We start from the raw sequence: 24,424 nt of genomic DNA, 5'->3' as shown, positions 1-24,424 counted from the left end.
CGCATCCCGGCACCTGGGGAGGATGGGTGCATGGATGCCGAGACCACGGCCGGCGAGCGCGCCGCCACCGCTGAACGTCAGGTGACGGACCGCTTCGTGCACCGCTACGGCCCGGTGGCCTGGGCGAGGGCGGCACTGCCCGGCGCCGGCGGCGAGCGCACGTGGCATTACTGGTGGCACGCGCACGTGCTGCACGTGCTCGGCGACGCCGAGCGCAACCGGCCCGACGCGCGCCGTCGGCGGATGATGCGGCGCCTCGCCCGGGGGGTGACCCTGCGCACGATCGGCCGGTGGACGACCCCGTACTACGACGACATCGCCTGGATGGGCCTGGCGCTCGCGCGCACGCACCTGAACGCCCGCGCCCTGCGCCGCATCTCGCGGGTGCTGCACCGGGCGATCGATCCGCGCGTGGGCGCACTGCCCTGGTGCGTCGGCAGTGACCTCTTCAACGCTCCGGCGAACGCGCCCGGCGCCATGGTGCTCGCTCTGACCGGCCACCGGGCCGAGGCCGTCGCACTCGACGCGTGGATGGCATCCACCCTGGATCACCCCGACACGGGCCTCGTCCGCGACGGCGTCGAGCACGGCGTCGTGCGGAGCGAACTGTGGACGTACAACCAGGGCGCGGCCCTGGGGCTCGCCCTGCTGCTGGGCGAGCGGGCCCTGGCCGACGACACGCATCCGGCGTGGGCGTACGTGGAGCGCGCCCGGGCTCTCGTCGCCGCGGTCGAACGGTGGTGCGCCGCCGACGACGGACTGTTCCCCGCGGCGGGCGGGGGCGACGGCGGCCTGTTCGCCGGGATCCTGGCGCGTTATCTCGCCGAGGCGGCGATGGATCTCGCCGAGAGCGGCGACGCCGAGGGCGATGCCCTCTCGCGCACCGCGCGGCGCCTCGTCCAGCGCAACGCCGACGCGCTCTGGGACGCACGCCGCGGCGGGTTGTTCCCGGCCGATCCCCGCCGCCCCGCGCGCGCCGAGGGCGACGACCTCGATCTGTCGGTGCAGGTCGGGGCGTGGATCACGATCGAGGCCGCGGCCGACCTCGAGCGGGTGTTCACCAGCTGACCGGAAGCGCCTTGCCCTCGTCGTACCCGGCCGCCGACTGCAGGCCCACACGAGCGCGCTCGTGGAACTCGGCGACGGTGGCGGCGCCGGCGTAGGTGAACGAGGAGCGCACGCCCGACGTGATCATGTCGAGCAGGTCTTCCAGGCCGGGGCGCTGCGGGTCGAGGTAGATGCGCGACGACGAGATGCCCTCGGCGAAGAGCTCCTTGCGGGCCCGCTCGAACGGGTCGAGTGCCCCGAAGCGCCCGTGCACGGCCTTGGTCGAGGCCATGCCCCACGACTCCTTGTACGTGCGGCCGTCGGCGTCGGCACGCAGGCGCCCGGGCGACTCGATCGTGCCGGCGAACCACGAACCGACCATGACCGATGCCGCACCCGCCGCCAGCGCCAGGGCGACGTCGCGCGGATATCGCACTCCGCCGTCGGCCCAGACGTGCGCCCCGACGCTGCGCGCGGCCTCCGCCGTCTCGAGCACGGCCGAGAACTGCGGCCGCCCCACGGCGGTCATCATGCGGGTCGTGCACATCGCCCCCGGCCCCACCCCGACCTTGAGAATCGTCGCACCCGCGTCGGTGAGGTCGCGCACGCCCTCGGCGGTGACGACGTTGCCGGCGGCGATCGGGATGCCGAGATCCAGCGCGGCGACCTCGCGCAGCGCCCGGAGCATCTGCGCCTGGTGACCGTGGGCGGTGTCGACGACGAGGACGTCGACGCCGGCGTCGGCGAGGGCGCGCGCCTTGCCGGCGACGTCACCGTTGACCCCCACCGCGGCCGCGACGATCAGGCGCCCCTCGGCGTCGACCGCCGGGCGGTAGACCGAGTCGCGCACGGCGCTCCGCGCCGACAGCGTGCCCACCACGCGGTCCGCGTCGACGACGGCGACGATGTCGGCCTCCCCCACCAGCGCGAAGACGGCACGGGGATCCCCCAGCTGACCGACCGAGACCACCGGGGCGTCGCCCCGCGCGATGTCGCCGAGCGTGGCATCCGGGAGCGCCGTCGCGAGGCGCGTGGCCGGAACGATCCCGCGGAAGGCCGAGAGGGCGACGACCCCGTCGTCTCGGGTCTCGGCGACGACGATGCCGCGCCCGGGCACCGGCGGGAGCACCAGACGCGCGTCGGCGACCGTCGCGGTCGGAGGCAGCACGAGCGGGGCGTCCCAGGCCGTCGGCTGCGCCTTGACCCAGGCGACGGCGTCGAGCAGGTCGGGCAGCGCGAGGTCCTGCGGGAGCACGCCGAGGCCGCCGCGACGCGCCAGGGTCGCCGCGAGTCGGGTTCCCGTGACGGAGTTCATGTTCGCCGACACGAGCGGAAGGGTGGCACCGCTCCCGTCGCCGGGTGCCAGGTCCACGTCGAGGCGGCTGCGCACCTCGGAATGACGCGGGACCAGGAACACGTCCGAGTAGGTCAGATCGACATCGGGTTGAGCGCCGGAGAACTCCATGGCATCCACCTCACCACATCAAGGGAACGTAAAGACCCGCAGACCGCCCAGGAACCTCGGCTAGGCTTGACGACGCGCCGGACGGTGACGTTCGCGCGTATCCACAGGAATCTTCATCGAGGAAAGCAGGCGATCGACTGTGTCGAGCCAGGTGGCGGGCGTCGGTACTTCGAGCGAGGGCGAGTTCGGCGCGAACGAGTGGCTCGTAGACGAACTCTACGAGCAGTTCAAAGTCGACAAGCACTCCGTAGACAAGGCCTGGTGGCCGATCCTGGAGGCGTACCACCCGGTCGTCGACGGGTCTGCCGCGGCAGCGCCGCCCTCGGAGCCCAAGCCGGTCACCGCGCCGATCCCGGTGGTCGGTCAGGCCCCCGTCGCGCGCACCACCGCCAAGCCCGCGAAGCCGCAGCCGATCCCGGCGCAGGCCCCCGCCTCGACGCCCGCGGCCGCAGCCCCGAGCACCGAAGAGGACCGCGTCACCGTCCTCAAGGGGATGCCGAAGGCCCTGGCCTCCAACATGGACGACTCGCTCACGGTCCCCACCGCGACCAGCGTCCGCACCGTGCCCGCGAAGCTGATGATCGACAACCGCATCGTCATCAACAACCACATGTCGCGCACGCGCGGCGGCAAGATCAGCTTCACGCACCTCATCGGCTGGGCGCTCATCCAGGCACTCAAGGAGTTCCCGAGCCAGAACGTCTACTACGCCGAGATCGACGGCAAGCCCTCGGTGGTGGCCCCCGCGCACATCAACCTGGGTATCGCGATCGACATGCCCAAGCCCGACGGAACCCGCGCGCTGCTGGTGCCCAGCATCAAGCGCGCCGACACCCTCAGCTTCAGCGACTTCCTCGACGCGTACGAAGACCTGGTGCGTCGCGCCCGCGGCAACAAGCTCACGCCCGGCGATTTCCAGGGCACGACGCTGTCGCTGACGAACCCCGGCGGCATCGGCACCGTGCACTCGGTCCCCCGTCTCATGCGCGGTCAGGGCGCCATCATCGGCGCGGGTGCGCTGGACTACCCCGCCGAGTTCCAGGGCGCGAGCGACAAGACGCTCAACGAGCTGGCCATCGGCAAGACCATCACGCTCACCAGCACCTACGACCACCGGGTCATCCAGGGCGCGGGGTCGGGCGAGTTCCTCAAGAAGGTGCACGAGCTGCTCATCGGGCAGCGCGGCTTCTACGACGACATCTTCGCGGCGCTGCGCATCCCCTACGCGCCCATCCACTGGGCGGCCGACATCAGCGTCGACCTCTCGGAGCGCATCGACAAGAGCGCCCGCGTGCAGGAGCTCATTAACTCGTACCGCGTGCGCGGCCACCTCATGGCCGACATCGACCCGCTCGAATACGTGCAGCGCACCCACCCCGACCTCGAGATCGAGTCGCACGGCCTGACCTTCTGGGACCTCGACCGCGAGTTCGTCACCGGCGGTCTGGGCACGAAGCGCGTCGCCAAGCTCCGCGACATCCTCGGCGTGCTCCGCGACTCGTACTGCCGCACCATGGGTGTCGAGTACATGCACATCCAGGACCCGATCCAGCGTCAGTGGTTCCAGAGCAACATCGAAGTCAAGTACACCAAGCCCGGGCACGACGAACAGCTGCGCATCCTGTCGAAGCTCAACCAGGCCGAGGCGTTCGAGACCTTCCTGCAGACCAAGTACGTCGGCCAGAAGCGCTTCAGCCTCGAGGGCGGCGAGTCGCTCATCCCGCTGCTCGACCAGATCCTCCAGGGCGCGGCGTCCAAGGGCCTCGACGGAGCCGCGATCGGCATGGCCCACCGCGGTCGCCTCAACGTGCTCACCAACATCGGCGGTAAGACGTACGGCCAGGTGTTCCGCGAGTTCGAGGGTGCGGTCGCCACCGGCAGCAAGCGCGGCTCGGGCGACGTGAAGTACCACCTCGGCACCGAGGGCACCTTCGTCGGCGACGAGGGCGATGAGCTCCCCGTCTACCTGGCGGCCAACCCCTCGCACCTCGAGACCGTCGACGGCGTGCTCGAGGGCATCGTCCGCGCCAAGCAGGACCGCAAGCCCATCGGCACGTTCTCGTGGCTGCCCATCCTCGTTCACGGCGACGCCGCGTTCGCGGGTCAGGGCGTCGTCGTCGAGACGCTGCAGATGTCGCAGCTGCGCGGGTACCGCACCGGCGGCACGATCCACGTCGTGGTGAACAACCAGGTCGGCTTCACCACCACCCCCACCGACGCGCGCACCTCCGTGTACGCCACCGATGTGGCCAAGACCATCCAGGCCCCCGTGCTGCACGTGAACGGCGACGACCCCGAGGCCGTCGTCCGCGCGGCCGAGCTGGCGTTCCTGTACCGCGAAGAGTTCCACCGCGACATCATCATCGACCTGGTCTGCTACCGCCGACGCGGCCACAACGAGGGCGACGACCCCTCGATGACGCAGCCGCTGATGACCAACCTCATCGAGGCCAAGCGCTCGGTGCGCCGTCTGTACACGGAGTCCCTCGTCGGTCGCGGCGACATCACCGAAGACGAGTACGAGCAGGCCAAGCAGGACTTCCAGAACCGTCTCGAAGTCGCGTTCGCCGACACCCACGAAGCCGAGACCGGTACGACCCCCGTCGTCACGGCCGACGCGGTCGACGACGTGCCCACGGGCGCGCCCGAGACCACCGGCGTCTCGCGCGAGGTCGTGCAGCACATCGGCGACGCGTTCGTGAACAAGCCCGACGGCTTCACCGTGCACAACAAGCTGCAGCAGCTGCTCGACAAGCGTCTCGACATGAGCCGCAACGGCAACATCGACTGGGCCTTCGGCGAGCTCCTCGCCTTCGGCTCGGTGCTGATGGAGGGCACCCCGGTGCGCCTGGCCGGTCAGGACTCGCGCCGAGGCACGTTCGTCCAGCGCCACTCGGTGCTGCACGACCGCGACAACGGTCAGGAATGGCTGCCGCTGGCGAACCTCAGCGAGAACCAGGGACGTTTCTGGGTCTACGACTCGCTGCTGAGCGAGTACGCGGCCATGGCGTTCGAGTACGGCTACTCGGTCGAGCGCGCCGACTCCCTGGTGCTGTGGGAGGCGCAGTTCGGCGACTTCGCCAACGGCGCGCAGTCGGTCATCGACGAGTTCATCTCGTCGGCCGATCAGAAGTGGGCTCAACAGTCGAGTGTCGTGCTGCTGCTCCCCCACGGCTATGAGGGCCAGGGACCCGACCACTCGTCGGCCCGCATCGAGCGCTACCTGCAGATGTGCGCGCAGGACAACATGATCGTCGCGCGCCCGTCGACGCCGGCCTCGTACTTCCACCTGCTGCGCCGCCAGGCGTACCAGCGTCCGCGTCGTCCGCTCATCGTCTTCACCCCGAAGGCCATGCTGCGTCTGCGCGGAGCCACGAGCCCCGTCGAGGACTTCCTCGAGGGTCGCTTCGAGCCGGTGCTCGACGACAACCGCGGTGTCGACCGCGGCGCCGTCACGCGCGTGCTGCTGCACGCCGGAAAGATCCACTGGGATCTGCGCGCCGAGCTCGACAAGAACCCGAACCCGAACATCGCCCTCGTGCGCCTGGAGCAGTACTACCCGGCGCCGATCGAAGAGCTGACCCGCGTGCTCGATCAGTACCCGAACGCCGAACTGGTGTGGGTCCAGGACGAGCCCGAGAACCAGGGCGCGTGGCCGTTCATCGCGCTCGAGATCGCCGACCAGCTCGGTGGCCGCTCGATCCGCAACATCTCGCGTGCCTCCGCGGCGTCGACCGCGACCGGCTCGCCCAAGGTGCACGCCAACGAGCACGCCGCCATCATGGCGGAGGCGCTCGCGCGCTGATCCGTACGTCGAAGGGCCCGGTCGATATCGTCGACCGGGCCCTTTCGCGTGGGCGGATTCCTCGCGTCAGGATGCCGAGACCGCCGAGGCGTCAGGATGCCGGCGGCGCCAGTCCGAGCGTCGGAGCCAGCGCGGGGATGGCGAACTCGAGGCTCGCGTCGAGCGCCTCGCCGGTGTGGCCCGCGCCCTCGACGATGTGCGTCAGCACGGTGAACCCGGCGGCCTGCGCGGCCTCGGAGTTGGCCTGCTGTCCCGGGCCGTAGGTGGTGTCGGCGCTTCCCCACGTGAAGATCGCCAGGTGGCCGGTGTAGGTCCCGGCGGGAGCTGCCGCCATGATCACCGACGGCTTGTTGGCCTGGAACGCGCCCGCGTCACCGTTGTACGTGTCGGCCACGGTCTCGGCGACGTGCTCGGATCCCGGGAACTCGTTGCCCATGACGTCGAGCATCTGCCCCCACACGTCCGGGTACTTCGAGCCGTACATCGCGGCGCACGAGCCACCGTTCGAGAAGCCCCCGATGGTCCAGTACCGGTGGTCCTTCACGACGTTGAGGTTCTTCCCGGCCCACTGCGGCACGAGCTGGTTGATGTAGGTCGACACGGCGCCGTACTTCGCGGAGTCGACGCACGCGGGATCACGGTCGGGAGCCCCCAGCTGGTCGACGACGACGGCGATCGGGGCGAGGCCCCTGTTCTTCGCCGCGAAGGCATCGAGCGCTTTGGCCAGCGCCGTCGGATCCGGTGAACCGGGCTGCCCCATCATGAAGACGAGCAGCGGCAGGGCCGGCGGGTTCGCGACCTGTGCCGCGGGCGGAAGGTACAACGAGGCGTCTCGCGCCGCGAACTGCCCGGTGGGAATCTTCGCGTTCCCTGACAGGGCACTCAGCGCCCCCTGCGCCGGCATCCCCGCGGGCGGCTCCCAGGTCTGGTAGAGCGTCGCCGGGTCTCCCGCGACGGCGGCCTGAGCGGGAAGAGCCGCGGGATCGAGCGCCTGCACGCCGAGGATGGCGGCGAGGTTATGCGTCACCCCGTAGGCGGCGTTGACGCCGAGCGCGGCGGCCAGGAGCGCCGCCACCACCGTCAGCGCACCGGCGCCCCGACGCCCCCACGGGCGTCGGCAGATGCCCACGACGCCCACCGCGGCCGCAGCGACGCCGCTCGCCGCCCAGACGGCGGCCCCGGCGGGTAGCGGACCCTGGAAGAGGTTCAGGGCCTCGAGGATGTGGGCGACGATGTACATCACCACCCCCGCGGCGACGCCGATGACGAGCGTGCGGACCACGCGGCGCGGAGCCCACGACACCACGGCGAGCGCACCCACCCCGGCGATGATCGCGCACACGATCAGCAGCGGACTGTCGATCAGCTCGAACGACAGCAGGAAACGGTTCATCGGCGGCCCTCCCACGCACTCCTCGCCAGAGCGACCATCTCATGACGGGAGGCGTCGGGAAGGTAGGCGCGTCCGACGGCGGCCCCGATCGCGGGGAGCTGGAGCGGGTCGCGGTACGCCAGGGCGAGCGGACGGTACCGGGGGCGGAACTTGCCCTTGAAGCGGAACAGCGAGGCGAAACCGTATGCCGGCTCGAGCACCTCCGCCAGCCAGCGCAGCAGTGCCCGCAGCGGGGCGGGGTCGCCGTCGACCGGCTCGGCCGGGTCGTCGGCGAGCGGAGCGCCCGACAGGCTGAGCACCGTGGCGCCCTCCTCCTGCAACTGCAACGCGGCCTTCGCGATGAGGAACTCCATCATGCCGTTGGGTCCGTCGGTGCGACGGCGCATGAAGTCGAGGGTCCACCCGGTGATCTCACCGTCGGTCCAGCTCGGCATCCAGCTCGTCACCGCTTCGACACGGTCGTCGGGGCCGACCGCGAGGAGCAGACGCACCTCGCGGTCGCGCAGCTCGTCGAGGGAGCCGAGCGTGAAACCCATCTCGGGCAGCGCGCGGTCGGCCACCCACTCCTCGTCGATCGCGACGACCTGCGACGCCTGACCCACGGTCAGCTCGTGCCACCGCGTCCACACCGCGGTGTAGCCCTCGCGTTCGGCGCGGGTGAGCGGCTGGCGCACTTTCTGCCAGGTCTTGCCGGCGAAGGTCAGACCCGCGAGGTCCATGACCGTCTCGACCCCGACGGGCACGTGCCGCCACCCGAGGCTCACGAGGTCGTCGAGGGTGTCGCCGTGCACGCTGTAGAAGGCGGGGATCCAGCCGTGCTCGAGGCAGTAGTCGGTGAACCCGCGCAGCGCCTCGACCCGGCGGCCCGCGGGGGCCAGAGGATCGGCGACGGCCAGGGCGACGTCACCGGTCAGCCGGTACGCCACGGCGCACTCGCGATCGTCCGAGTACCAGTGGCGGTTGCCCTCCCACGTGCCGAGGAAGCCGAGGGTGTCGCTCCCGCGCCGCAGCAACTCGCGGTAGTGCGCGTGTCCCCCCGCGACGGGACGGCGGGCACGACGGTAGAGCCAGAGGATCGCGGCGACCACGACGGCCCAGAACAGCACCCCGATCCACTGGTAGACGAACAGCGCGGGACCCTGATGCGGGAAGGCCGACGAGCCACCGGGGTGGGTGAACGACGGCGGCAGGAAGCGCCGCAGGGTGAGGCCGAGCATCTCGGGAAGCGACAGGTCGCGGTTGAACGAGCGGCGGTTGAGCGACTCCACGACGAAGAACGTCGTCCCGCAGGCGACGAAGGCGACGGCGACGACGGCGGTGACCACTGCGGCGGCCTTGCGCGTGGCGCGCACCGAGAAGCGCGCGCGGGTGACGACGAGAGCCGCCGCCAAAGCGAGCGGGATGACGATGGTCGCGATCGCCCAGAGCACGTATTCGGCGCCGCTGCCATCGACCCACGGGTCGATCTGCAGGCGGCCGTCGAGCAGCGAGATCACCGGCAGCACGGCGGATGCCACGAGCACCAGCATCGCGAGGACCCACGCCGCCCGCCGCCCTCGGCGCAAGCCCCACGCCGCGATCAGCAGGAGCACGAGCGGCACGATCGCCAGCAGAGCGGGGCCGGCGCCCCGGGTCATGAGGAGGGCGATCTGTTCGTCGCACACCGCCTCGGCGACCCGGCCGCATCGGCTGAGCATTGCATCGTCGTACTGGGTGTAGGCCTCGACGACGAGCGAGAGGGGTCCGCGACCACCGCCGCTGACGAGGGCCACGAGGGGGCCGCTGCCCACGACCGCGACGAGCATCGCGAACAGCGTGCGGGTCTCGCGTGTCGAGCTGCGATGCCACGAGCGGCGCTCGCGTCCCCGCGCGAGCACGGCGCCGACGCCGAGGCCGATGACCGCGGCGGTCAGGCGGTACCACGAGTCGGCGTCGCCCGCGTAGAGCGCGAACAACGCCAGCAGGGCGAAGCCCACCAGCCGCAGCCGTCGACGCCAGAGCGTCGGGGCGAAGGCGGATGCCGCCATGACCACCCCGGCGATGGGGGTCGTGGGATCGAGCACGGGAACCTCGGCGGCGACCACCGGACGCAGATCGGTCACCGTCCACGCCGCCGCGTGCAGGCCGATCCCGACCACGAGACCGCTCAGTCCCAGCACGACCAGCAGCAGACCGGCCCGGCGCGAGCCCAGCAGGCGCTCGGCGTACGCCAGCACCGTCAGCGCGAGCAGCACCGACGACACGGCGTCGATCGTCGAGTCGGGCACCACCAGCGCGGTGACCAGGGTCCACCACCGTCCGTTGGCGAAGGTGGCGAGCGGACCCGCCCCCCAGACGAGGGCGTCCTCGCCCCAGAGCGACCCGGTCGCGGCCGCGGTGGCGAGCACGGCCACCACCACGCAGAGCGACACGGGGTGGTCTCGCACGTACCGGCGGGACACCGCGCCGAGGGTGCGCAGCCGCGCGCGGAGGCGCGACGGCGCCCGCTCAGCGGACAGGGGTGGGGAGGGTTCGGACATCGCCCCGGATTTTACGGGGAAAGGCTATGGACGAGGGGTCAGTACCAGATGTCGAGGAGCGGGGTCGCTTCGGGGGTGAAAGCGCCGTCGAGGGCGGCGAGGGCTTCTGCGTCGCCGAGCACCGTTCCCGCGGCCGCCAGCTCCGTTGCGCGCACGCCACCCAGGAGCAACGACGAGAGGGCCCCCACACTCAGCTCGACGTCGGGGGCGTCGTCGCCGGCCGGGGTGACCGTCGCCTCTCCGGACTCATCGATGCGCACGGCCCACGAACCGTCGGCGAAACCGAGCGGGTCGTGCACGGCGAGCACGAGATCGAGCGTTCCGGCGTAGCGGCGCGAGGTCAGCGCGCCGGCGACGTCGAGGATGCGGAGCCAGTGATGGTCGGTGAGGGTGGCGGTGACAGCCCGGCGATCGGACACCATCCACTGCACCGGAGGCACGACCGGCTGCAGCGATGCCGTCACGCGCGCGACGAGGTCGTGCTCGATCGCGTAACGCCAGAGCGCCGCGTACGCCTCGTCACCGTCGGCGAAGAGGGCGCGGATGCTGAGTTCGTGCGCCGTGTAGTCGTCGCCCGGATCCTCGCCGATCGTGTAGACCAGGATGCCGCGTTCCACGCCGTCGAGATCGCGATACGCGACCGCCCGCACCTTCTTGCCGTCTTTCGCATCGGGGGTGAGTCCCGCCATCCCCCGCCAGCGGCCCTCCCACCCGGCGACGGATCCGGGCCGACGCGTACGGATGCGCTCGTGCACCGCTGCCAACCGCTCGGGGAGGCTCTCGCGCGGGACGAAATCGAGACGGCCGGGGGCCACGGGGCCGGTCCAGCGCGCCCGCCGGGTGTCGACGACGACGTCGCTCGCCCAGGCGGCGGGCGAGAAGCCCCAGCGCCCGTAGATGGTCGCCTCGGTGACGGTGAGCCCCGCGATCGCGTACCCGGCCGACACCGCAGTGCGCAGCTCGCCGGTCAGCATGGCGCGCGCGATGCCGCGCCGGCGGTGGGTCGGCGCGACGGTGACGGCGCTGATCGAGTACAGCGGCGCGATGCGCCCCGGAGACACGGTCAACTCAGCCGGCCAGGAGTCCACCGTCGCCACCGGCGAGGCGGGCTCTGAGCCGGCGGGGTCGAACACGCCGACCAGTCGACGCGAACGCAGCGCGCGACGGGCGCTCTCGACCTCGTCGTCCGACGGCTCCTCACCGAGGAAACCGCGCGAGACCGATCTCAGGAAGTCGACGAACCCCGACCCGTCGGGGTCGACCACCGCGTAGTCGAAGCCGGAGTCGGACAGGGTCGCCGAGGACTCGGCATCCGCGGGAAGAGGGAGCGTGTCGATGATCGCCATGCCCCCAGCCTACGGACGGCCTCCGACACGCGCCGAGCCGGGGCCCGGAAGGGTCAGTGCGTCGCCTGGATCGCCCGCAGGCGCGAGAGCACCTGATCGCGCAGTTCGTCGGGCGCGGTCTCTTTGCACGCACGCGCGACCACGTCGGTCAGCGTGCGGGCCACGAGGGCTTCGTCCTGGCATCCCGGGCAACTCTCGAGGTGCTCCCGAATGTCTTTGTGCTGGGTCTTGCAGACCTCATTGCGCAGGTACTCTTCGAGGTCGCGTCGTGCTTGGTCGCAGCCGCAGTCGCTCATTTCGTCTCTCCCGTGGCGGTCTGGATGCCGCGCTCTCTGGCGTAGTCCGACAGCAGGTCGCGCAGCAGCCGCCGGCCGCGGTGCAGACGGCTCATGACCGTGCCGATCGGAGTTTTCATGATGTCGGCGATCTCCTGGTAGGCGAAGCCCTCGACGTCGGCGAGGTACACCGCCATCCGGAAATCCTCGGGGATCGACTGCAACGCGTCCTTGACCACGGATGCCGGCATGTGGTCAATCGCTTCGGCTTCCGCCGAACGGGAACTGCTCGCGGTGGTCGACTCGGCACCGCCGAGCTGCCAGTCCTCCAGATCGTCGATGGCGCTCTGGTAGGGCTCGCGCTGCTTCTTGCGGTACGTGTTGATGTACGTGTTCGTCAGGATGCGGTAGAGCCACGCCTTCAGGTTCGTGCCCTGCGTGAACGACGCCCACGAGCCGAAGGCCTTCACGAAGGTCTCCTGCACGAGATCGGCCGCATCGGCGGGATTGCGCGTCATGCGCATCGCCGCGGCGTAGAGCTGATCCATGAAGGGCAGCGCCTGCTCTTCGAACTGTTCGCGAGGCTCCACGTGGAGTGGGCTCGCGTTCGCCGTGTCGTCCATTGCGCGCCAGTCTACGTCGGGCATCGCGAGGGTCACCGGAGTGGCCCCTGCCCTGCTCTCGCGCTCGAGAAGTGCGGTCACGTGTCGTCCCCTTTCACTAGGCTAGGAACCGATGACTCCCCTCGGGTATTCCCCTTCAACCGCCACTCCCCGCGGTGCGTGGAACGCGCCCACCGCCATCGGTCCCGTGGATGCCACGGTCACGGTGCCCGGGTCCAAGTCCCTCACCAACCGCGAACTCGTGCTCGCCGCCATCGCCGACGGCCCGGGCACCCTGCACGCGCCCCTGCACTCCGACGACTCCGCGCGCATGATCGATGCGCTCCGAGCCCTCGGCGTCGGCATCGACGAGGTCGAGACCGACTCCCCGTTCGGGCCCGACCTGCTCATCACCCCGCCCGCGTCGTTCACGGGCGACTCGACCGTCGACTGCGGCCAAGCCGGAACCGTCATGCGGTTCGTCGCCCCCCTCGCGGGCCTCGCCCGCGGCGACGTGCACGTCACGGCGCACGAGAGCGCGCTACACCGCCCCATGGGCGCGATGATCCGCGCCCTGCGCGAGGTGGGCGTCGACATCGACGACGGCGGGCACTGGGCGCTGCCGTTCTCGGTCCGCGGCCACGGCCACGTGCGCGGCGGCGAGGTCGAGATCGACGCGAGCCAGTCCAGCCAGTTCGTCTCGGGCCTGCTGCTGGCCGCCCCGCGCTTCGACGTCGGGCTGCACCTGCGTCACGTGGGCTCGCGGCTGCCCAGCATCCCGCACATCGACATGACCGTCGAGGCCCTCGCTCACCGGGGGATCCACGTCGAGCGCCCGGCGCCCGGCGAGTGGATCGTGCCCGCCGGACCCGTCCGCGCGAAAGACGTCTCGATCGAGCCCGACCTCTCCAACGCCGCACCGTTCCTCGCCGCCGCGATGGTCACCGGGGGCTCGGTCACCGTCACGGGCTGGCCGTTGCACAGCACCCAGCCCGGAGCCCTGCTGGGCGACATCCTCGCCGAGATGGGCGCGCGCGTCAGCCGCCGGGCCGGAGCGCTCACCGTCGCCGCGGGCGAGGGCATCAGCGGGGTCGAGCTCGACCTCTCGGCCGCGGGCGAGCTCGCGCCGACCCTCTTCGGTCTCGCGGCCTTCGCCGACGGCCCCACCACGCTGCACGGCATCGGGCACATCCGCGGCCACGAGACCGACCGCATCGCAGCGCTGGTCGGCAACCTGCGTTCGCTCGGGGGCGAGGCCCACGAGCTCGAAGACGGCATCCGCATCGTGCCGCAGACTTTGCGCGGCGGCGAGTGGAAGGCCCACCACGACCACCGCCTCGCGACGACCGGCGCGCTGCTCGGTCTGCGCGTCGCCGGCGTGCAGGTCGACGACATCGGCACGACCGCCAAGACCCTCCCCCAGTTCGCCGCGCTCTGGCGCGCAATGCTCGATCCGGACGGATCGACGGATGCCGCGGGCTGACGCGTGAGCTGGCTCGACGACAGCGACGACGACGACCTGGAGTACGACGAGTCGTCGATCCGAACGCGCCCGAACCCGAAGGCCAACCGGCCGCGCACCAAGCGTCGACCCGCGCACGCCGACGCGCAGATCGCCCGGGTGCTCGGCGTCGACCGCGGCCGCTACACCGTGTTGATCGACGAAGACGGGCCCGACGAACGACGCGTGCTCGCCACGCGGGCGCGCGAGCTGCGCAAGCAGCCCATCGTCAACGGCGACCGGGCCCGCGTCGTCGGCGACCAGTCGGGTGACGAGGGCACCCTCGGGCGCATCATCGGTCTCGAGGAGCGCACGTCTCTGTTGCGCCGCAGTGCCGACGACACCGATCAGGTGGAGCGGGTGATCGTCGCCAACGCCGACCAGATGCTGATCGTCGTGGCCGCCGCCGACCCCGAGCCCCGCGAGCGCCTCGTCGACCGCTATCTCGTCGCGGCCCTCGACGCCGGCATCCGTCCCCTGCTCGTCGTCACCAAGACCGACCTCGCCGACCCCACCGAGTTCCTGTCGCACTTCGACGGCATCGACCTGCGCGTGTTCACGAGCGCGCAGGGGGCGATGCCCCTCGACGCCATCGGCGAAGCCATCGCGGGGCACTCCACCGTCTTCGTCGGACACTCCGGCGTCGGCAAGTCCACCCTCGTCAACGCGCTGACAGGTTCGGAGCGAGCCATCGGTCACGTCAACGTGGTCACCGGACGCGGGCGGCACACCTCGTCGTCGGCGGTGTCGCTGCGCTATCGCGGTCCCGCGGGGTCGGGGTGGGTCATCGACACCCCGGGCGTCCGCTCCTTCGGCCTCGGCCACGTCAACCCCGCGCACGTGCTGGGGGCCTTCACCGACCTCGCCGAAGCCGCCGAGGAGTGCCCGCGCGGCTGCACGCATCTTCCCGATGCGCCCGACTGCGCGATCGCCGAAGCCGTGGCATCCGGTCGCCTGGGTCCCGGGGCTGCGGCGCGCCTCGACTCCCTGCATCGCCTGCTGACCACGTTCCAGGCCATCGAGCGTTCTAGGCTGGAGGGGTGACGAACCTCGCGAAGGGCGACACTGCGCCCGATTTCACCCTGCTCGATCAAGACGAGCACCCCGTCTCGCTGAGCGACTTCCGTGGCCGCCGCGTGATCCTGTACTTCTACCCCGCGGCCCAGACTCCCGGCTGCACGACGCAGGCCTGCGATTTCCGCGACAGCCTCGCATCGCTTCAGGGCGCCGGATACACCGTGCTCGGCCTCTCGCGCGACCTGCCCGAGAAGCTGCGGGCGTTCCGCGACAGCGACGGGCTGACCTTCCCGCTGCTGAGCGACGCCGACCACGCGGTGCACGAGGCCTACGGCGCGTGGGGCGAGAAGCAGAACTACGGCAAGACCGTCACCGGTGTGCTGCGCTCGACCTTCGTTATCGACGAAGAGGGCACCATCGCCGAGGCGCTCTACAACGTTAAGGCCACCGGCCACGTCGCGCGTCTGCGCAAGACCCTCGGTCTCGCCGCCGCCTGACCCGCGCTGCCACGACCCCGTCCCGCTCCGGCGGCGGCGGGGTCTTCGCGTGGGTGCCGGGCGGAGCGCTCAGGACTCGTCGTCGCGCCGGCGCGGCGCCGAGGCCCGCACCGCGAGCACCAGCAGCACCAGGCCGACGACCCCGGGGACCGCGATGAGCAGGGCGATGCCCGGCGCCGCCCACTCCCCCGTGATCGCACCGATAGCGACCGACAGGATCAGCAGCTGGGTGACGATTCCGCCCGAGCGCCCGGCCGACACGTCGCGCGCGGTGGCGACGGCGAAGGCGCCGACGATGGCCGCGCCGATGACGGTGAGCACGATGAGCGCGAGGGAGCTGACGATCGAGTCGGTGTCACCCCCGAGCAACGCCACGATCTGCCAGCCGGCGAGAGCTAGGATGCCGACGGCCTCGAGAGCCAGAAGAGCGGCGGCCGTGAGACGAACAGGCATCGAACAGGCCCTCCCGACGGCGCAGCGGCGCCGTTACGTTCCGGAAACCTACCGGTTACCTCTTGATCAGGCGGAAACGCTATGGGAGCATGGAACAAGCCGTGTGCTCCCACAGCGAAGTGGGGCGAGCAATCGCTCGCGTTCCCACCAGGGTACCGGACCCGAATCTCGGTGCCGAATCGATCATTTTTCTGTTACAAGGAGCACCCCTATGGATTGGCGCGACAAAGCAGCCTGCCTGACCGTCGACCCCGAATTGTTCTTCCCGGTCGGCAACACCGGCCCCGCGGTCGACCAGATCGAGAAGGCCAAGTCGGTCTGCGCGCGCTGCACCGTCACGGAGGTCTGCCTGCAGTACGCCCTCGAGTCCGGTCAGGACTCGGGCGTGTGGGGTGGCCTCAGCGAAGACGAGCGTCGCGCCCTCAAGCGCCGCGCCGCGCGCGCCCGCCGCGCCTCCTGACGTCGTCACCGAGAAGGCCCATCCCTCTGGGGTGGGCCTTCTCGGCGTTTCGGTCCGACCCGCGCGCCCTCGGCCCGAGCTCAGACCGACGAACCACCGATGTAGCGCAGCGGGATCTCGATGGTCACCTCGGTGCCGCTGCCCATGAGCGTGTGCCAGTCGATCGTGCCGCCGAGCTCTCCCTGGATGAGGGTGCGCACGATCTGCGTGCCGAGGCCGCGACCCACCTGACCCTCGGGAAGGCCCACTCCGGTGTCGCGGACCTTCACCTCGAGCATCTCGTCGCCGCGCTCGGCGGCGATCTCGACGTCGCCCTCCTGCCCCGCGAGCCCGTGCTCGACGGCGTTGGTCACGAGTTCGGTGAGAGCGAGGGCGAGCGGCGTGGCGAACTGGCTCGGCAGCGTGCCGAACTTGCCGGTGCTGCGGGTGCGCGCGCGGGTGTTGGGCGCCGCCGCGACCTCGGCCACGAGCTTCAGCACCCGCGCGAAGACGTCGTCGAAGTCGACGTTCTGCGCCAGTCCCTCCGAGAGCGTGTCGTGCACGACGGCGATCGCCGAGACGCGACGCATCGCCTGGCTGAGGGCATCCCGGGCCTCGTCGGAGTGGGTTCGACGAGCCTGGATGCGAAGGAGCGAAGCGACCGTCTGCAGGTTGTTCTTGACGCGATGGTGGATCTCGCGGATCGTGGCGTCCTTGGTGATGAGCTCCTGCTCCTGGTGGCGGATCTCGGTGACGTCGCGGCTGAGCACGATCGCACCGATGCGCGTGCCGCGGTCGCGCAGCGGGATGGTGCGCAGCGACACCTGCACGCCGCGAGCTTCCATGTCGGCCCGCCACGGAGCGCGACCGCTCACGACCACGGGGAGCGACTCGTCGACGTCTTGGCGCTTGGCGGGGAGGATGCGCGCGGTCACCTCGGCGAGCGACTCGCCCTCGAGCTCGTCGTCGAAGCCCATGCGGTTGAACGCCGACAGCGCGTTGGGGCTCGCGAAGGTCGTGATGCCGTCGACGTCGAGGCGGATGAGGCCGTCCGAGGCGCGGGGCGCTCCCCGCCGCGGGGCGGTGGGGGCGGTCAGGTCGGGGAACTCGGCGGACGAGATCATTCCGAAGAGGTCGTCGGCGCAGTCGTTGAAGGTGATCTGCTGGCGGGAGGGGGTGCGCGTCTCGCCCAGGTTGGTGTGGCGCGTCAGCACGCCGACGGTGGTTACGGCGTGACCCTCGCGCGAGAGTTCGCGCACGATCGGCACGGCGCGGACGCGGGTGGGCGTCTCTTCGAACCAGTCGGGCGAGGCCGAATCCACGATGCGCCCGCTCTGGAACGCCTCGCGCACCTGCGTGCGCCACTGGGGACGTACGCGATCGCCGACGATGTCGCGGTAGAACAGCGTCGCCGCTCCCCCCGGACGCGTGTGCGCGACGGCGACGAACGAGTCGTCGGGGGTGGGTACCCAGATGACGATGTCGGCGAAGGCCAGGTCGGCGAGAAACTGTCCATCGCCGGCGAGACGGTGCAGCCACTCGACATCGGCTTCGCTCGAGCGGCCCTGGGCGTAGACGAGTTCACTGAGTGTCGACACCCCTCCAGACTAGAGGGCTCGTCCGGCGGGACTCGCGGGGTCTCCACCGCGCGGGCGCCGGATCCCTCGGCGTGGGTGAACTCGAAGGTGAACTTGGACAGGCCGTCTCCTTCGGGCGGGCGAAGCGACAGACCATCACCGACGCGCGGAAACACCCGCACATCGCTGCGCGGGTTACGCCGCACCTCTCGTTCGCGTCTCACGGGTGATTCTCGTGTGCCCACCGAAATGGGGACATACTGACCGGATGACGGACGCGTCCTCACCCCGCGAGCGATTCGTCTCGGCCGACCAGGTCGCTCGCACGCTGGGCTTAGGTGTCGCCGACGTCATCGCGCTCGCCCGCGAGGGGCAGCTGCGCGGCGTCGAGATCGGGGAACCGCCACAATGGCGGATCGCCCTCGACAGCGTCGATGCCTACCTCGACGAACGGAGCGAGACGGCTCGCCGGGCGGCTCTCTGGCGGCAGTCGCAGGCGGCGAGTTTCCCCGAGCTGTGGGGACGCGGAGACATCCGCCACGACGACTGAACCCGCACAGAACCCACTCCCCCTCCCCACCTCACCCTTCCCGCGTTTCGTCCACAGAGGCGAAGAATGCCCCGGCGGGTGTTCTCCCGCTGGCCTACTCTCGGCCTCAGCCCCCCGCTCGTTGGCGCCATTCATGACGACGGAGGGAAGCATGACGCTGCCGCTCACACGCTCGACCGCGACCGGGGGCACCGCCACCCGCCACGACGACTTCTTCAGCCCGCAGAAGACGTCGGCGGACGCCCTTCCCCCACCCGAGACGTTCATCCGCAACATCGTGCGGGGCGTGCTCGAGGTGCTGGCCGGTGTTCGCGAGGTGGAGCAACTCGCGCGCTGGCTGTCGGAGGAGGTCTACCGGTCCCTGTCGGTGCGAGCGAACCTCGCGGCCCGCGCCCGCAGCGCGCGGCGCGTGGCCGCTCTTCGCGATGTGCACGAGATCCGCAACGTCCATCTCTCGCAGCCCGCCGACGGGGTCGTCGAGGCCACCGTCACCGCGGCTGCCCGCGCACGCACGCGCGCCATCGCGCTTCGTCTCGAGGGCCTCGACGGGCGATGGCGTGTGACGGCGTTGGCGCTTCTGTGACGACGGTCGATGTTCCCCAGAGGTGCCCCGACATGGGCGCAACGTTCACGCCCATCACTCTTCCGCCGTGGGCACCGTCATCCCGGCGTCGGAACCATACGCTGCACTCTCGACGCATCGGGGAGATCCCAGGCCGAGATGATGACATGCAAGGTCGCGAGCACACCGCATGACGGACGCGCAGCCGTCCGGCGAAGTGATCTTGTACCACCGTGAGGATGGTGCTCCGACCCTCCACGTCCGATTCGACGCGGAGACCGTCTGGTTGAGCCAGCAGCAGATCGCGGAACTTTTACAGACGTCACGTACGAACGTCGTCGAACACATCCAGCACGTCTACGACGAGGGTGAACTCGACGAGGCGGCAACCTGTCGGAAATTCCGACAGGTTCGCGTTGAGGGCCCACGCCGTGTAGCGCGCGAGCTTCCCTTCTACAATCTCGACGCCATCCTCTCCGTCGGCTACCGCGTGAAGAGCGCCACGGCCACACAGTTCCGGATCTGGGCCACCCGACAGTTACGCGAATACCTGGTTCGCGGATACGTCGTCAACGAGCAGCGCCTCGAACAACTCGACGCGATCGTCCACATCCTGCACCGCTCAACGGATGAACTCCTATCCGGAGTCGCTGACGTCCTCCAGAGCTACCTCCCCGGACTCACACTCCTCCGCGACTACGACGACGGAAAGATTGACGCCCAATCGTCCGTCATGCCCGCGTGGGAACTGACCCTCGATGACGCACACCACGTAGTCACGCAACTCCGCAAGGAGTTCCCCGCCGACACGCTACTCGGACGAGAACGCGGCGACAGACTCACCGGAATCATCGCAACGCTCTACCAGAGCTTCGACGGCCACGACCTCTACCCGACCGTCGAGGAAAAGGCAGCCAATTTGCTCTACCTCGTCGTGAAAGATCATCCGCTCGTGGACGGCAACAAACGCACCGCCGCTGCCCTGTTCGTCACCTTCCTCGCCAGGAACGGCATCCTGAACAAAGCGGGCGGCATAAGGCGTATATCAAACAATGCTCTGGCGGCGACCGCCCTACTCGTTGCAATGAGCGACCCGAAGGAAAAAGACGTCATGATCGCACTCGTGACGAGAATGATCACGGAGTAGTCGACGGCGAAGGCCGAGACCAGAATCTACGTAGAAACGTGCAGGAAACTTCCGCGCCCGACCTCGATCACGGCCGCCAGGACGACAAGAAGTTCCCCAACCGCTCGATCGCATCCGAGATCACGCGGGCCTCGGGCAGCGTGACGATGCGCACGTGGTCGGTCGCGGGCCAGTTGAAGCCCGACCCCTGCACCAGCAGCACGTGCTCGGCGATGAGGAAGTCGTGCACGAACTTGCCGTCGTCGGGGATCTCGTACACCTCGGGGTCGAACCGGGGGAAGGCGTAGAGCGCCCCGCGGGGCAGCACGCACGAGACACCCGGGATCGCTTCGAGTCCCTGCCAGGCGGCATCCCTCTGCTCGTGCAGACGACCGCTCGGGGCGATGAGCGCGTCGATGGACTGCACGCCCGACAGCGCCGCCTGCACCGCGAACTGCGCCGGCACGTTGGGGCACAGACGCGTGGATGCCAGCAGGTTGATGCCCTGCAGGAAGCCCTGCGCGTGCTCCATGGGCCCGGTGATCGCCAACCACCCCGAGCGGTAGCCCGCGACGCGGTAGGTCTTCGACAGGCCGTTGAAGGTCAGGCACAGCAGGTCGGGCGCGACCGTGGCCATGGGGATGTGCACCGCATCGTCGAACAGGATGCGGTCGTAGATCTCGTCGGCCAGGAGCAGCAGCGAGTACTCCCGGGCGATGTCGGCGATCCCCTCGAGCACCTCGCGCGAGTAGACCGCGCCCGTGGGGTTGTTGGGGTTGATGATGACGATCGCCTTGGTGCGGGGGGTCACCTTCGCGCGGATGTCGTCGAGGTCGGGCTGCCATTCGCGCTGCTCGTCGCACAGGTAGTGCACCGGCGTGCCGCCGCCCAGGCTCGTCATCGCCGTCCACAGCGGATAGTCGGGCGCGGGGATGAGCACCTCGTCACCCTCGTCGAGCAACGCCTGCATCGTCATGGTGATGAGTTCGGACACCCCGTTGCCGAGGTACACGTGGTCGGGGTCGAGGTGGGGGAACCCGGGCTCCTCCTCGTATCGCGAGACCACCGCGCGCCGCGCCGACAGGATGCCGCGGCTGTCGCTGTAGCCGTGCGCGTTGGGGATCGACTGGATCATGTCGCGCACGATCTGATGCGGAGCCTCGAAACCGAACGTGGCGGGGTTGCCCGTGTTGAGCTTGAGGATCGAGTGCCCCTCGGCCTCGAGCCGGTCGGCCTCGACGAGGGCCTCGCCGCGGATCTCGTAGAGGACATCCTTCAGCTTCGAGGACTGGTCGAGGGGGCGTAGCGGGCTCATCGGTTCAGGATATCCCCGCCGGTATCCAGCCAATCGACACCCGGTGGACCGCTCCTGCACCTCCCTGGTGAAACGACGGATGCCGCGCCCCCACGTGGGGGCGCGGCATCCGGGGTCGTTCTTACTTCTTCTTTCCGGCGGCGCGGCGGTCGGCACGGTTCCCGGATGCCGGCTCCTCGCCGTCGGTCCGCTGCCCGAACGCCCCGCGGGCCGCGGCCGGAGCCGCCTCGGTCGCCGGAGCGGCGGCCTGTCCGGACTGACGCAGGCGGTTGGTGGCTGCCTGCTGCACCTGTCCGCGATCGTTGCGCACCTCGACCTCGCCCGCGTCGTTCGCGGCGGAGTACTCGAGGCGCTGCGTCTCGACGGGGCTGACGGTGAGGCCCTTGGCCTCGACCTCGGCGTTGTCGCCCTCGACCTTCTTCACCTCGACTTCGAGGTTGTAGAGGTATCCGACCGACTCCTCCTTGATCTGCCCCATCATCGACTGGAACATCTGGTAGCCCTCGCGCTGGTACTCGATCAGCGGGTCGCGCTGAGCCATGGCACGCAGGCCGATGCCGTCTTTGAGGTAGTCCATCTCGTAGAGGTGCTCGCGCCAGCGGCGGTCGAGCACCTGCAGCACGACACGGCGTTCGAGCTCACGGATCGCCTGCTCGCCGAGGCTCTTCTCGCGATTCTCGTAAGCGATGCGGGCGTCGGAGATGATCTCGCGCTTGAGGCCCTCGGGGGTGATGCGCCCCTTGTTCCCACCGGCCTCGGCCACGACCTCGTCGATCGACACGCTCACCGGGTACATGGTCTTCAGCTCGGTCCACAGGGCGTCGAAGTCCCACGACTCGGTGTGCCCCGAGCCGGTGTGGTCGTCGATCACCGCGGTGATGGCGTCTTCGATGAAGTGCTGCACGCGGTCGGCGATGTCGTCGCCCTGGAGCATGTGACGGCGGTCGGCGTAGATGGCCTCGCGCTGACGGTTGAGCACGTCGTCGTACTTGAGGACGTTCTTGCGCATCTCGGCGTTGCGGGCCTCGACCTGCGACTGCGCGCTCTTGATCGCGCGCGACACCAGCCCCGACTCGATGGCGACGTCGTCGGGGAAGTTGGTGCGCGCGAGGATCGCCTCGGCCGCACCCGACTGGAACAGCCGCATGAGGTCGTCGGTCAGCGACAGGTAGAAGCGGCTCTCGCCGGGGTCGCCCTGTCGACCCGAACGACCGCGCAGCTGGTTGTCGATGCGGCGCGACTCGTGACGCTCGGTGCCCAGCACGTAGAGCCCGCCGGCCTCGACGACCTTGGCGGCCTCTTCGGCGACGGTGTCGCGCGTGCCCTTGTAGACCGAGTCCCACTCCGACTCGTAGGCCTCGGGCGTCTCGACGGGGTCGAGGTTCTTCGCCTTCATCTCTTGCACGGCGAGGAACTCGGCGTTGCCGCCGAGCATGATGTCGGTCCCACGGCCGGCCATGTTGGTGGCGACCGTCACGGCCCCCAGGCGACCGGCGCGGGCGACGATCTCGGCCTCTCGCGCGTGGTTCTTGGCGTTGAGCACCTCGTGGCGCACGCCCTTCTTCGCCAGCAGGCGCGAGAGGTATTCGCTCTTCTCGACGCTGGTGGTGCCGACGAGGACCGGCTGGCCCTTCTCGTGGCGCTCGACGATGTCTTCGACGACCTGCGCGAACTTCGCCGTCTCGTTCTTGTAGACGAGGTCGGACTGGTCCTTGCGCACCATCGGACGGTTCGTGGGGATGGGCACGACACCGAGTTTGTAGGTCGACATGAACTCGGCGGCCTCGGTCTCGGCGGTACCGGTCATGCCCGCGAGCTTGTCGTACAGGCGGAAGTAGTTCTGCAGCGTGACGGTGGCGAGGGTCTGGTTCTCGGCCTTGACCGGCACGGCCTCTTTGGCCTCGATCGCCTGGTGGATGCCCTCGTTGTAACGGCGCCCGACGAGGATGCGGCCGGTGTGCTCGTCGACGATCATCACCTCGTCGTTCATGACGACGTAGTCGGTGTCGCGCTTGAACAGCGCCATCGCCTTGATGGAGTTGTTGAGGAACGAGATCAGGGGCGTGTTCGCCGACTCGTACAGGTTGTCGATGCCGAGGTAGTCCTCGACCTTCTCGATACCAGGTTCGAGCACACCGATCGTGCGCTTCTTCTCGTCGACCTCGTAGTCGACGCCGGCCTCGAGGGTGCGGGCGAGCTTCGCGAACTCGGCGAACCAGCGGTTGGCCTCGCCGGATGCCGGACCCGAGATGATCAGCGGAGTGCGCGCCTCGTCGATGAGGATCGAGTCGACCTCGTCGACGATCGCGTAGAAGTGACCGCGCTGCACGAGGTCTTCTTTTCGCCACGCCATGTTGTCGCGCAGGTAGTCGAAGCCGAACTCGTTGTTCGTTCCGTAGCTGATGTCGGCCTCGTACTGCTCCCGACGCACCTCGGGGGTCTGTCCGGCCACGACGGTTCCGGTCGTCATGCCGAGAGCACGGTAGACGCGGCCCATGAGCTCCGACTGGTAGCTCGCGAGGAAGTCGTTGACGGTGATGACGTGCACACCCTCACCGGCGATGGCGTTGAGGTAGGCGGGGAGAGCCGCCGTCAGCGTCTTGCCCTCACCGGTCTTCATCTCGGCGATGTTGCCCAGGTGGAGGGCTGCGCCGCCCATGACCTGCACGTCGTAGGGACGCTGACCCAGGGTGCGCTTGGCCGCCTCGCGCACGGCGGCGAAGGCCTCGGGCATGAGCTGATCGAGCGTCTCGCCGGCCTTGTAGCGGGCGCGCAGCTCGACGGTCTCGTTGCGCAGCTCGTCGTCGGTGAGCTGCTCGTAGTCCTCCTCGAGCGCGCCGGTCGCTTTGACCACGCCCTGCAGACGGCGGAGGATGCGCCCCTCACCGGCGCGCAGCAGTTTCTCGAGCGGATTGGCCACGAAGCATCTCCATCT

General features: G+C 69.8%; 19 protein-coding genes. 9 read left to right on the top strand and 10 right to left on the bottom strand.

The features are described from left to right. Positions 1 to 30 precede the first annotated feature (30 nt). Entirely contained in the window at positions 31 to 1,068 is a 1,038-nt protein-coding gene (locus ASF96_RS05520; protein ID WP_055936728.1) for a glycoside hydrolase family 76 protein, read from the top strand. On the opposite strand, the gene ASF96_RS05515 is transcribed toward ASF96_RS05520, so the two are convergent. Further along, positions 1,058 to 2,512, bottom strand: a complete 1,455-nt coding sequence (locus tag ASF96_RS05515; protein WP_055936725.1) for a GuaB1 family IMP dehydrogenase-related protein — start codon at positions 2,510 to 2,512, stop codon at positions 1,058 to 1,060. The genes ASF96_RS05520 and ASF96_RS05515 overlap by 11 nt on opposite strands. Positions 2,513 to 2,651: 139 nt before the next feature. Between ASF96_RS05515 and ASF96_RS05510 the strand changes: the two genes are divergently transcribed. Continuing rightward, positions 2,652 to 6,317 carry a multifunctional oxoglutarate decarboxylase/oxoglutarate dehydrogenase thiamine pyrophosphate-binding subunit/dihydrolipoyllysine-residue succinyltransferase subunit gene (locus ASF96_RS05510; protein WP_082509301.1) on the top strand — a complete coding sequence of 1,222 codons (3,666 nt, stop codon included), beginning with the start codon at positions 2,652 to 2,654 and terminating at the stop codon, positions 6,315 to 6,317. Positions 6,318 to 6,408: 91 nt separating this feature from the next. On the opposite strand, the gene ASF96_RS05505 is transcribed toward ASF96_RS05510, so the two are convergent. From ASF96_RS05505 to ASF96_RS05485, 5 genes are read right to left on the bottom strand one after another with little or no spacing between them, the layout of a single operon-like run. After that, entirely contained in the window at positions 6,409 to 7,710 is a 1,302-nt protein-coding gene (locus ASF96_RS05505; RefSeq protein ID WP_055936722.1) for an alpha/beta hydrolase, read from the bottom strand. Further along, entirely contained in the window at positions 7,707 to 10,229 is a 2,523-nt protein-coding gene (locus ASF96_RS05500; RefSeq protein ID WP_156458737.1) for a bifunctional lysylphosphatidylglycerol flippase/synthetase MprF, read from the bottom strand. Before ASF96_RS05500 ends, ASF96_RS05505 begins: the two co-directional genes overlap by 4 nt. Positions 10,230 to 10,267: 38 nt before the next feature. After that, the gene (locus tag ASF96_RS05495) at positions 10,268 to 11,575 is read right to left on the bottom strand and encodes a GNAT family N-acetyltransferase (protein WP_055834622.1); all 1,308 of its coding nucleotides are present in this window, start codon (positions 11,573 to 11,575) and stop codon (positions 10,268 to 10,270) included. Positions 11,576 to 11,628: 53 nt separating this feature from the next. Further along, positions 11,629 to 11,871 (bottom strand): zf-HC2 domain-containing protein, encoded by a 243-nt coding sequence (locus tag ASF96_RS05490; protein ID WP_055834618.1) that lies wholly within the window; start codon positions 11,869 to 11,871, stop codon positions 11,629 to 11,631. Further along, positions 11,868 to 12,473: a sigma-70 family RNA polymerase sigma factor gene (locus ASF96_RS05485; protein WP_235560549.1), complete on the bottom strand. Its 606-nt coding sequence runs from the start codon at positions 12,471 to 12,473 to the stop codon at positions 11,868 to 11,870. The genes ASF96_RS05490 and ASF96_RS05485 overlap by 4 nt, the downstream gene beginning before the upstream one ends. 112 nt (positions 12,474 to 12,585) lie before the next feature. Here ASF96_RS05485 and aroA point away from each other — a divergent pair, with 112 nt between their 5' ends. The 3 genes from aroA to bcp are packed head-to-tail and all read left to right on the top strand — an operon-like array spanning position 12,586 to position 15,467. Beyond that, on the top strand, positions 12,586 to 13,935 hold the full coding sequence (gene aroA, locus ASF96_RS05480; RefSeq protein ID WP_055936716.1) for a 3-phosphoshikimate 1-carboxyvinyltransferase: 1,350 nt from the start codon (positions 12,586 to 12,588) through the stop codon (positions 13,933 to 13,935). A 3-nt stretch (positions 13,936 to 13,938) separates the two neighbouring features. Next, a complete protein-coding gene (rsgA, locus tag ASF96_RS05475; RefSeq protein ID WP_055936713.1) occupies positions 13,939 to 14,997 on the top strand; it encodes a ribosome small subunit-dependent GTPase A in 1,059 nt (352 codons plus the stop codon). Next, the gene (gene bcp, locus ASF96_RS05470; RefSeq protein ID WP_055936710.1) at positions 14,994 to 15,467 is read left to right on the top strand and encodes a thioredoxin-dependent thiol peroxidase; all 474 of its coding nucleotides are present in this window, start codon (positions 14,994 to 14,996) and stop codon (positions 15,465 to 15,467) included. The genes rsgA and bcp overlap by 4 nt, the downstream gene beginning before the upstream one ends. Positions 15,468 to 15,536: 69 nt before the next feature. Here bcp and ASF96_RS05465 read toward each other — a convergent pair whose 3' ends face one another. Next, complete coding sequence (locus tag ASF96_RS05465; RefSeq protein ID WP_055936707.1) at positions 15,537 to 15,920, bottom strand: hypothetical protein; 384 nt, start codon at positions 15,918 to 15,920, stop codon at positions 15,537 to 15,539. Between the two features lie 211 nt (positions 15,921 to 16,131). Between ASF96_RS05465 and ASF96_RS05460 the strand changes: the two genes are divergently transcribed. Next, entirely contained in the window at positions 16,132 to 16,380 is a 249-nt protein-coding gene (locus ASF96_RS05460; RefSeq protein WP_013583608.1) for a WhiB family transcriptional regulator, read from the top strand. Positions 16,381 to 16,460: 80 nt separating this feature from the next. On the opposite strand, the gene ASF96_RS05455 is transcribed toward ASF96_RS05460, so the two are convergent. Beyond that, entirely contained in the window at positions 16,461 to 17,957 is a 1,497-nt protein-coding gene (locus tag ASF96_RS05455) for a sensor histidine kinase (protein WP_055936704.1), read from the bottom strand. Between the two features lie 247 nt (positions 17,958 to 18,204). Between ASF96_RS05455 and ASF96_RS05450 the strand changes: the two genes are divergently transcribed. From ASF96_RS05450 to rhuM, 3 genes are all read left to right on the top strand, one after another. Continuing rightward, complete coding sequence (locus ASF96_RS05450; protein WP_055936701.1) at positions 18,205 to 18,486, top strand: helix-turn-helix domain-containing protein; 282 nt, start codon at positions 18,205 to 18,207, stop codon at positions 18,484 to 18,486. 151 nt (positions 18,487 to 18,637) lie between these two features. Continuing rightward, a complete protein-coding gene (locus ASF96_RS05445; RefSeq protein WP_055936699.1) occupies positions 18,638 to 19,069 on the top strand; it encodes an Rv3235 family protein in 432 nt (143 codons plus the stop codon). 169 nt (positions 19,070 to 19,238) lie between these two features. Further along, the gene (gene rhuM, locus ASF96_RS05440; RefSeq protein ID WP_055936696.1) at positions 19,239 to 20,195 is read left to right on the top strand and encodes a RhuM family protein; all 957 of its coding nucleotides are present in this window, start codon (positions 19,239 to 19,241) and stop codon (positions 20,193 to 20,195) included. Between the two features lie 67 nt (positions 20,196 to 20,262). Here rhuM and ASF96_RS05435 read toward each other — a convergent pair whose 3' ends face one another. Next, positions 20,263 to 21,489, bottom strand: coding sequence for a pyridoxal phosphate-dependent aminotransferase (locus ASF96_RS05435; protein WP_055936693.1), 1,227 nt, complete (start codon positions 21,487 to 21,489; stop codon positions 20,263 to 20,265). Positions 21,490 to 21,610: 121 nt separating this feature from the next. Further along, complete coding sequence (gene secA / locus ASF96_RS05430; RefSeq protein WP_055834588.1) at positions 21,611 to 24,409, bottom strand: preprotein translocase subunit SecA; 2,799 nt, start codon at positions 24,407 to 24,409, stop codon at positions 21,611 to 21,613. Between the last annotated feature and the right edge of the window lie 15 nt (positions 24,410 to 24,424).

Origin of the sequence: Microbacterium sp. Leaf179, from assembly GCF_001423785.1 — a bacterium.
Lineage (GTDB): Bacteria > Actinomycetota > Actinomycetes > Actinomycetales > Microbacteriaceae > Microbacterium.
This window is presented reverse-complemented; position numbering and strand designations above follow the sequence as displayed.

Bases quoted from the DNA above. Each gene is read 5' to 3' on its own strand.
- ASF96_RS05445 (WP_055936699.1), top strand. From the start codon at position 18,638: ATGACGCTGCCGCTCACACGCTCGACCGCGACCGGGGGCACCGCCACC.
- ASF96_RS05520 (WP_055936728.1), top strand. From the start codon at position 31: ATGGATGCCGAGACCACGGCCGGCGAGCGCGCCGCCACCGCTGAACGT.
- ASF96_RS05465 (WP_055936707.1), bottom strand. From the start codon at position 15,920: ATGCCTGTTCGTCTCACGGCCGCCGCTCTTCTGGCTCTCGAGGCCGTC.
- ASF96_RS05495 (WP_055834622.1), bottom strand. From the start codon at position 11,575: ATGGCGATCATCGACACGCTCCCTCTTCCCGCGGATGCCGAGTCCTCG.
- ASF96_RS05490 (WP_055834618.1), bottom strand. From the start codon at position 11,871: ATGAGCGACTGCGGCTGCGACCAAGCACGACGCGACCTCGAAGAGTAC.
- ASF96_RS05450 (WP_055936701.1), top strand. From the start codon at position 18,205: ATGACGGACGCGTCCTCACCCCGCGAGCGATTCGTCTCGGCCGACCAG.
- ASF96_RS05500 (WP_156458737.1), bottom strand. From the start codon at position 10,229: ATGTCCGAACCCTCCCCACCCCTGTCCGCTGAGCGGGCGCCGTCGCGC.
- ASF96_RS05515 (WP_055936725.1), bottom strand. From the start codon at position 2,512: ATGGAGTTCTCCGGCGCTCAACCCGATGTCGATCTGACCTACTCGGAC.
- rhuM (WP_055936696.1), top strand. From the start codon at position 19,239: ATGACGGACGCGCAGCCGTCCGGCGAAGTGATCTTGTACCACCGTGAG.
- ASF96_RS05435 (WP_055936693.1), bottom strand. From the start codon at position 21,489: ATGAGCCCGCTACGCCCCCTCGACCAGTCCTCGAAGCTGAAGGATGTC.
- ASF96_RS05485 (WP_235560549.1), bottom strand. From the start codon at position 12,473: ATGGACGACACGGCGAACGCGAGCCCACTCCACGTGGAGCCTCGCGAA.
- ASF96_RS05460 (WP_013583608.1), top strand. From the start codon at position 16,132: ATGGATTGGCGCGACAAAGCAGCCTGCCTGACCGTCGACCCCGAATTG.
- ASF96_RS05505 (WP_055936722.1), bottom strand. From the start codon at position 7,710: ATGAACCGTTTCCTGCTGTCGTTCGAGCTGATCGACAGTCCGCTGCTG.
- aroA (WP_055936716.1), top strand. From the start codon at position 12,586: ATGACTCCCCTCGGGTATTCCCCTTCAACCGCCACTCCCCGCGGTGCG.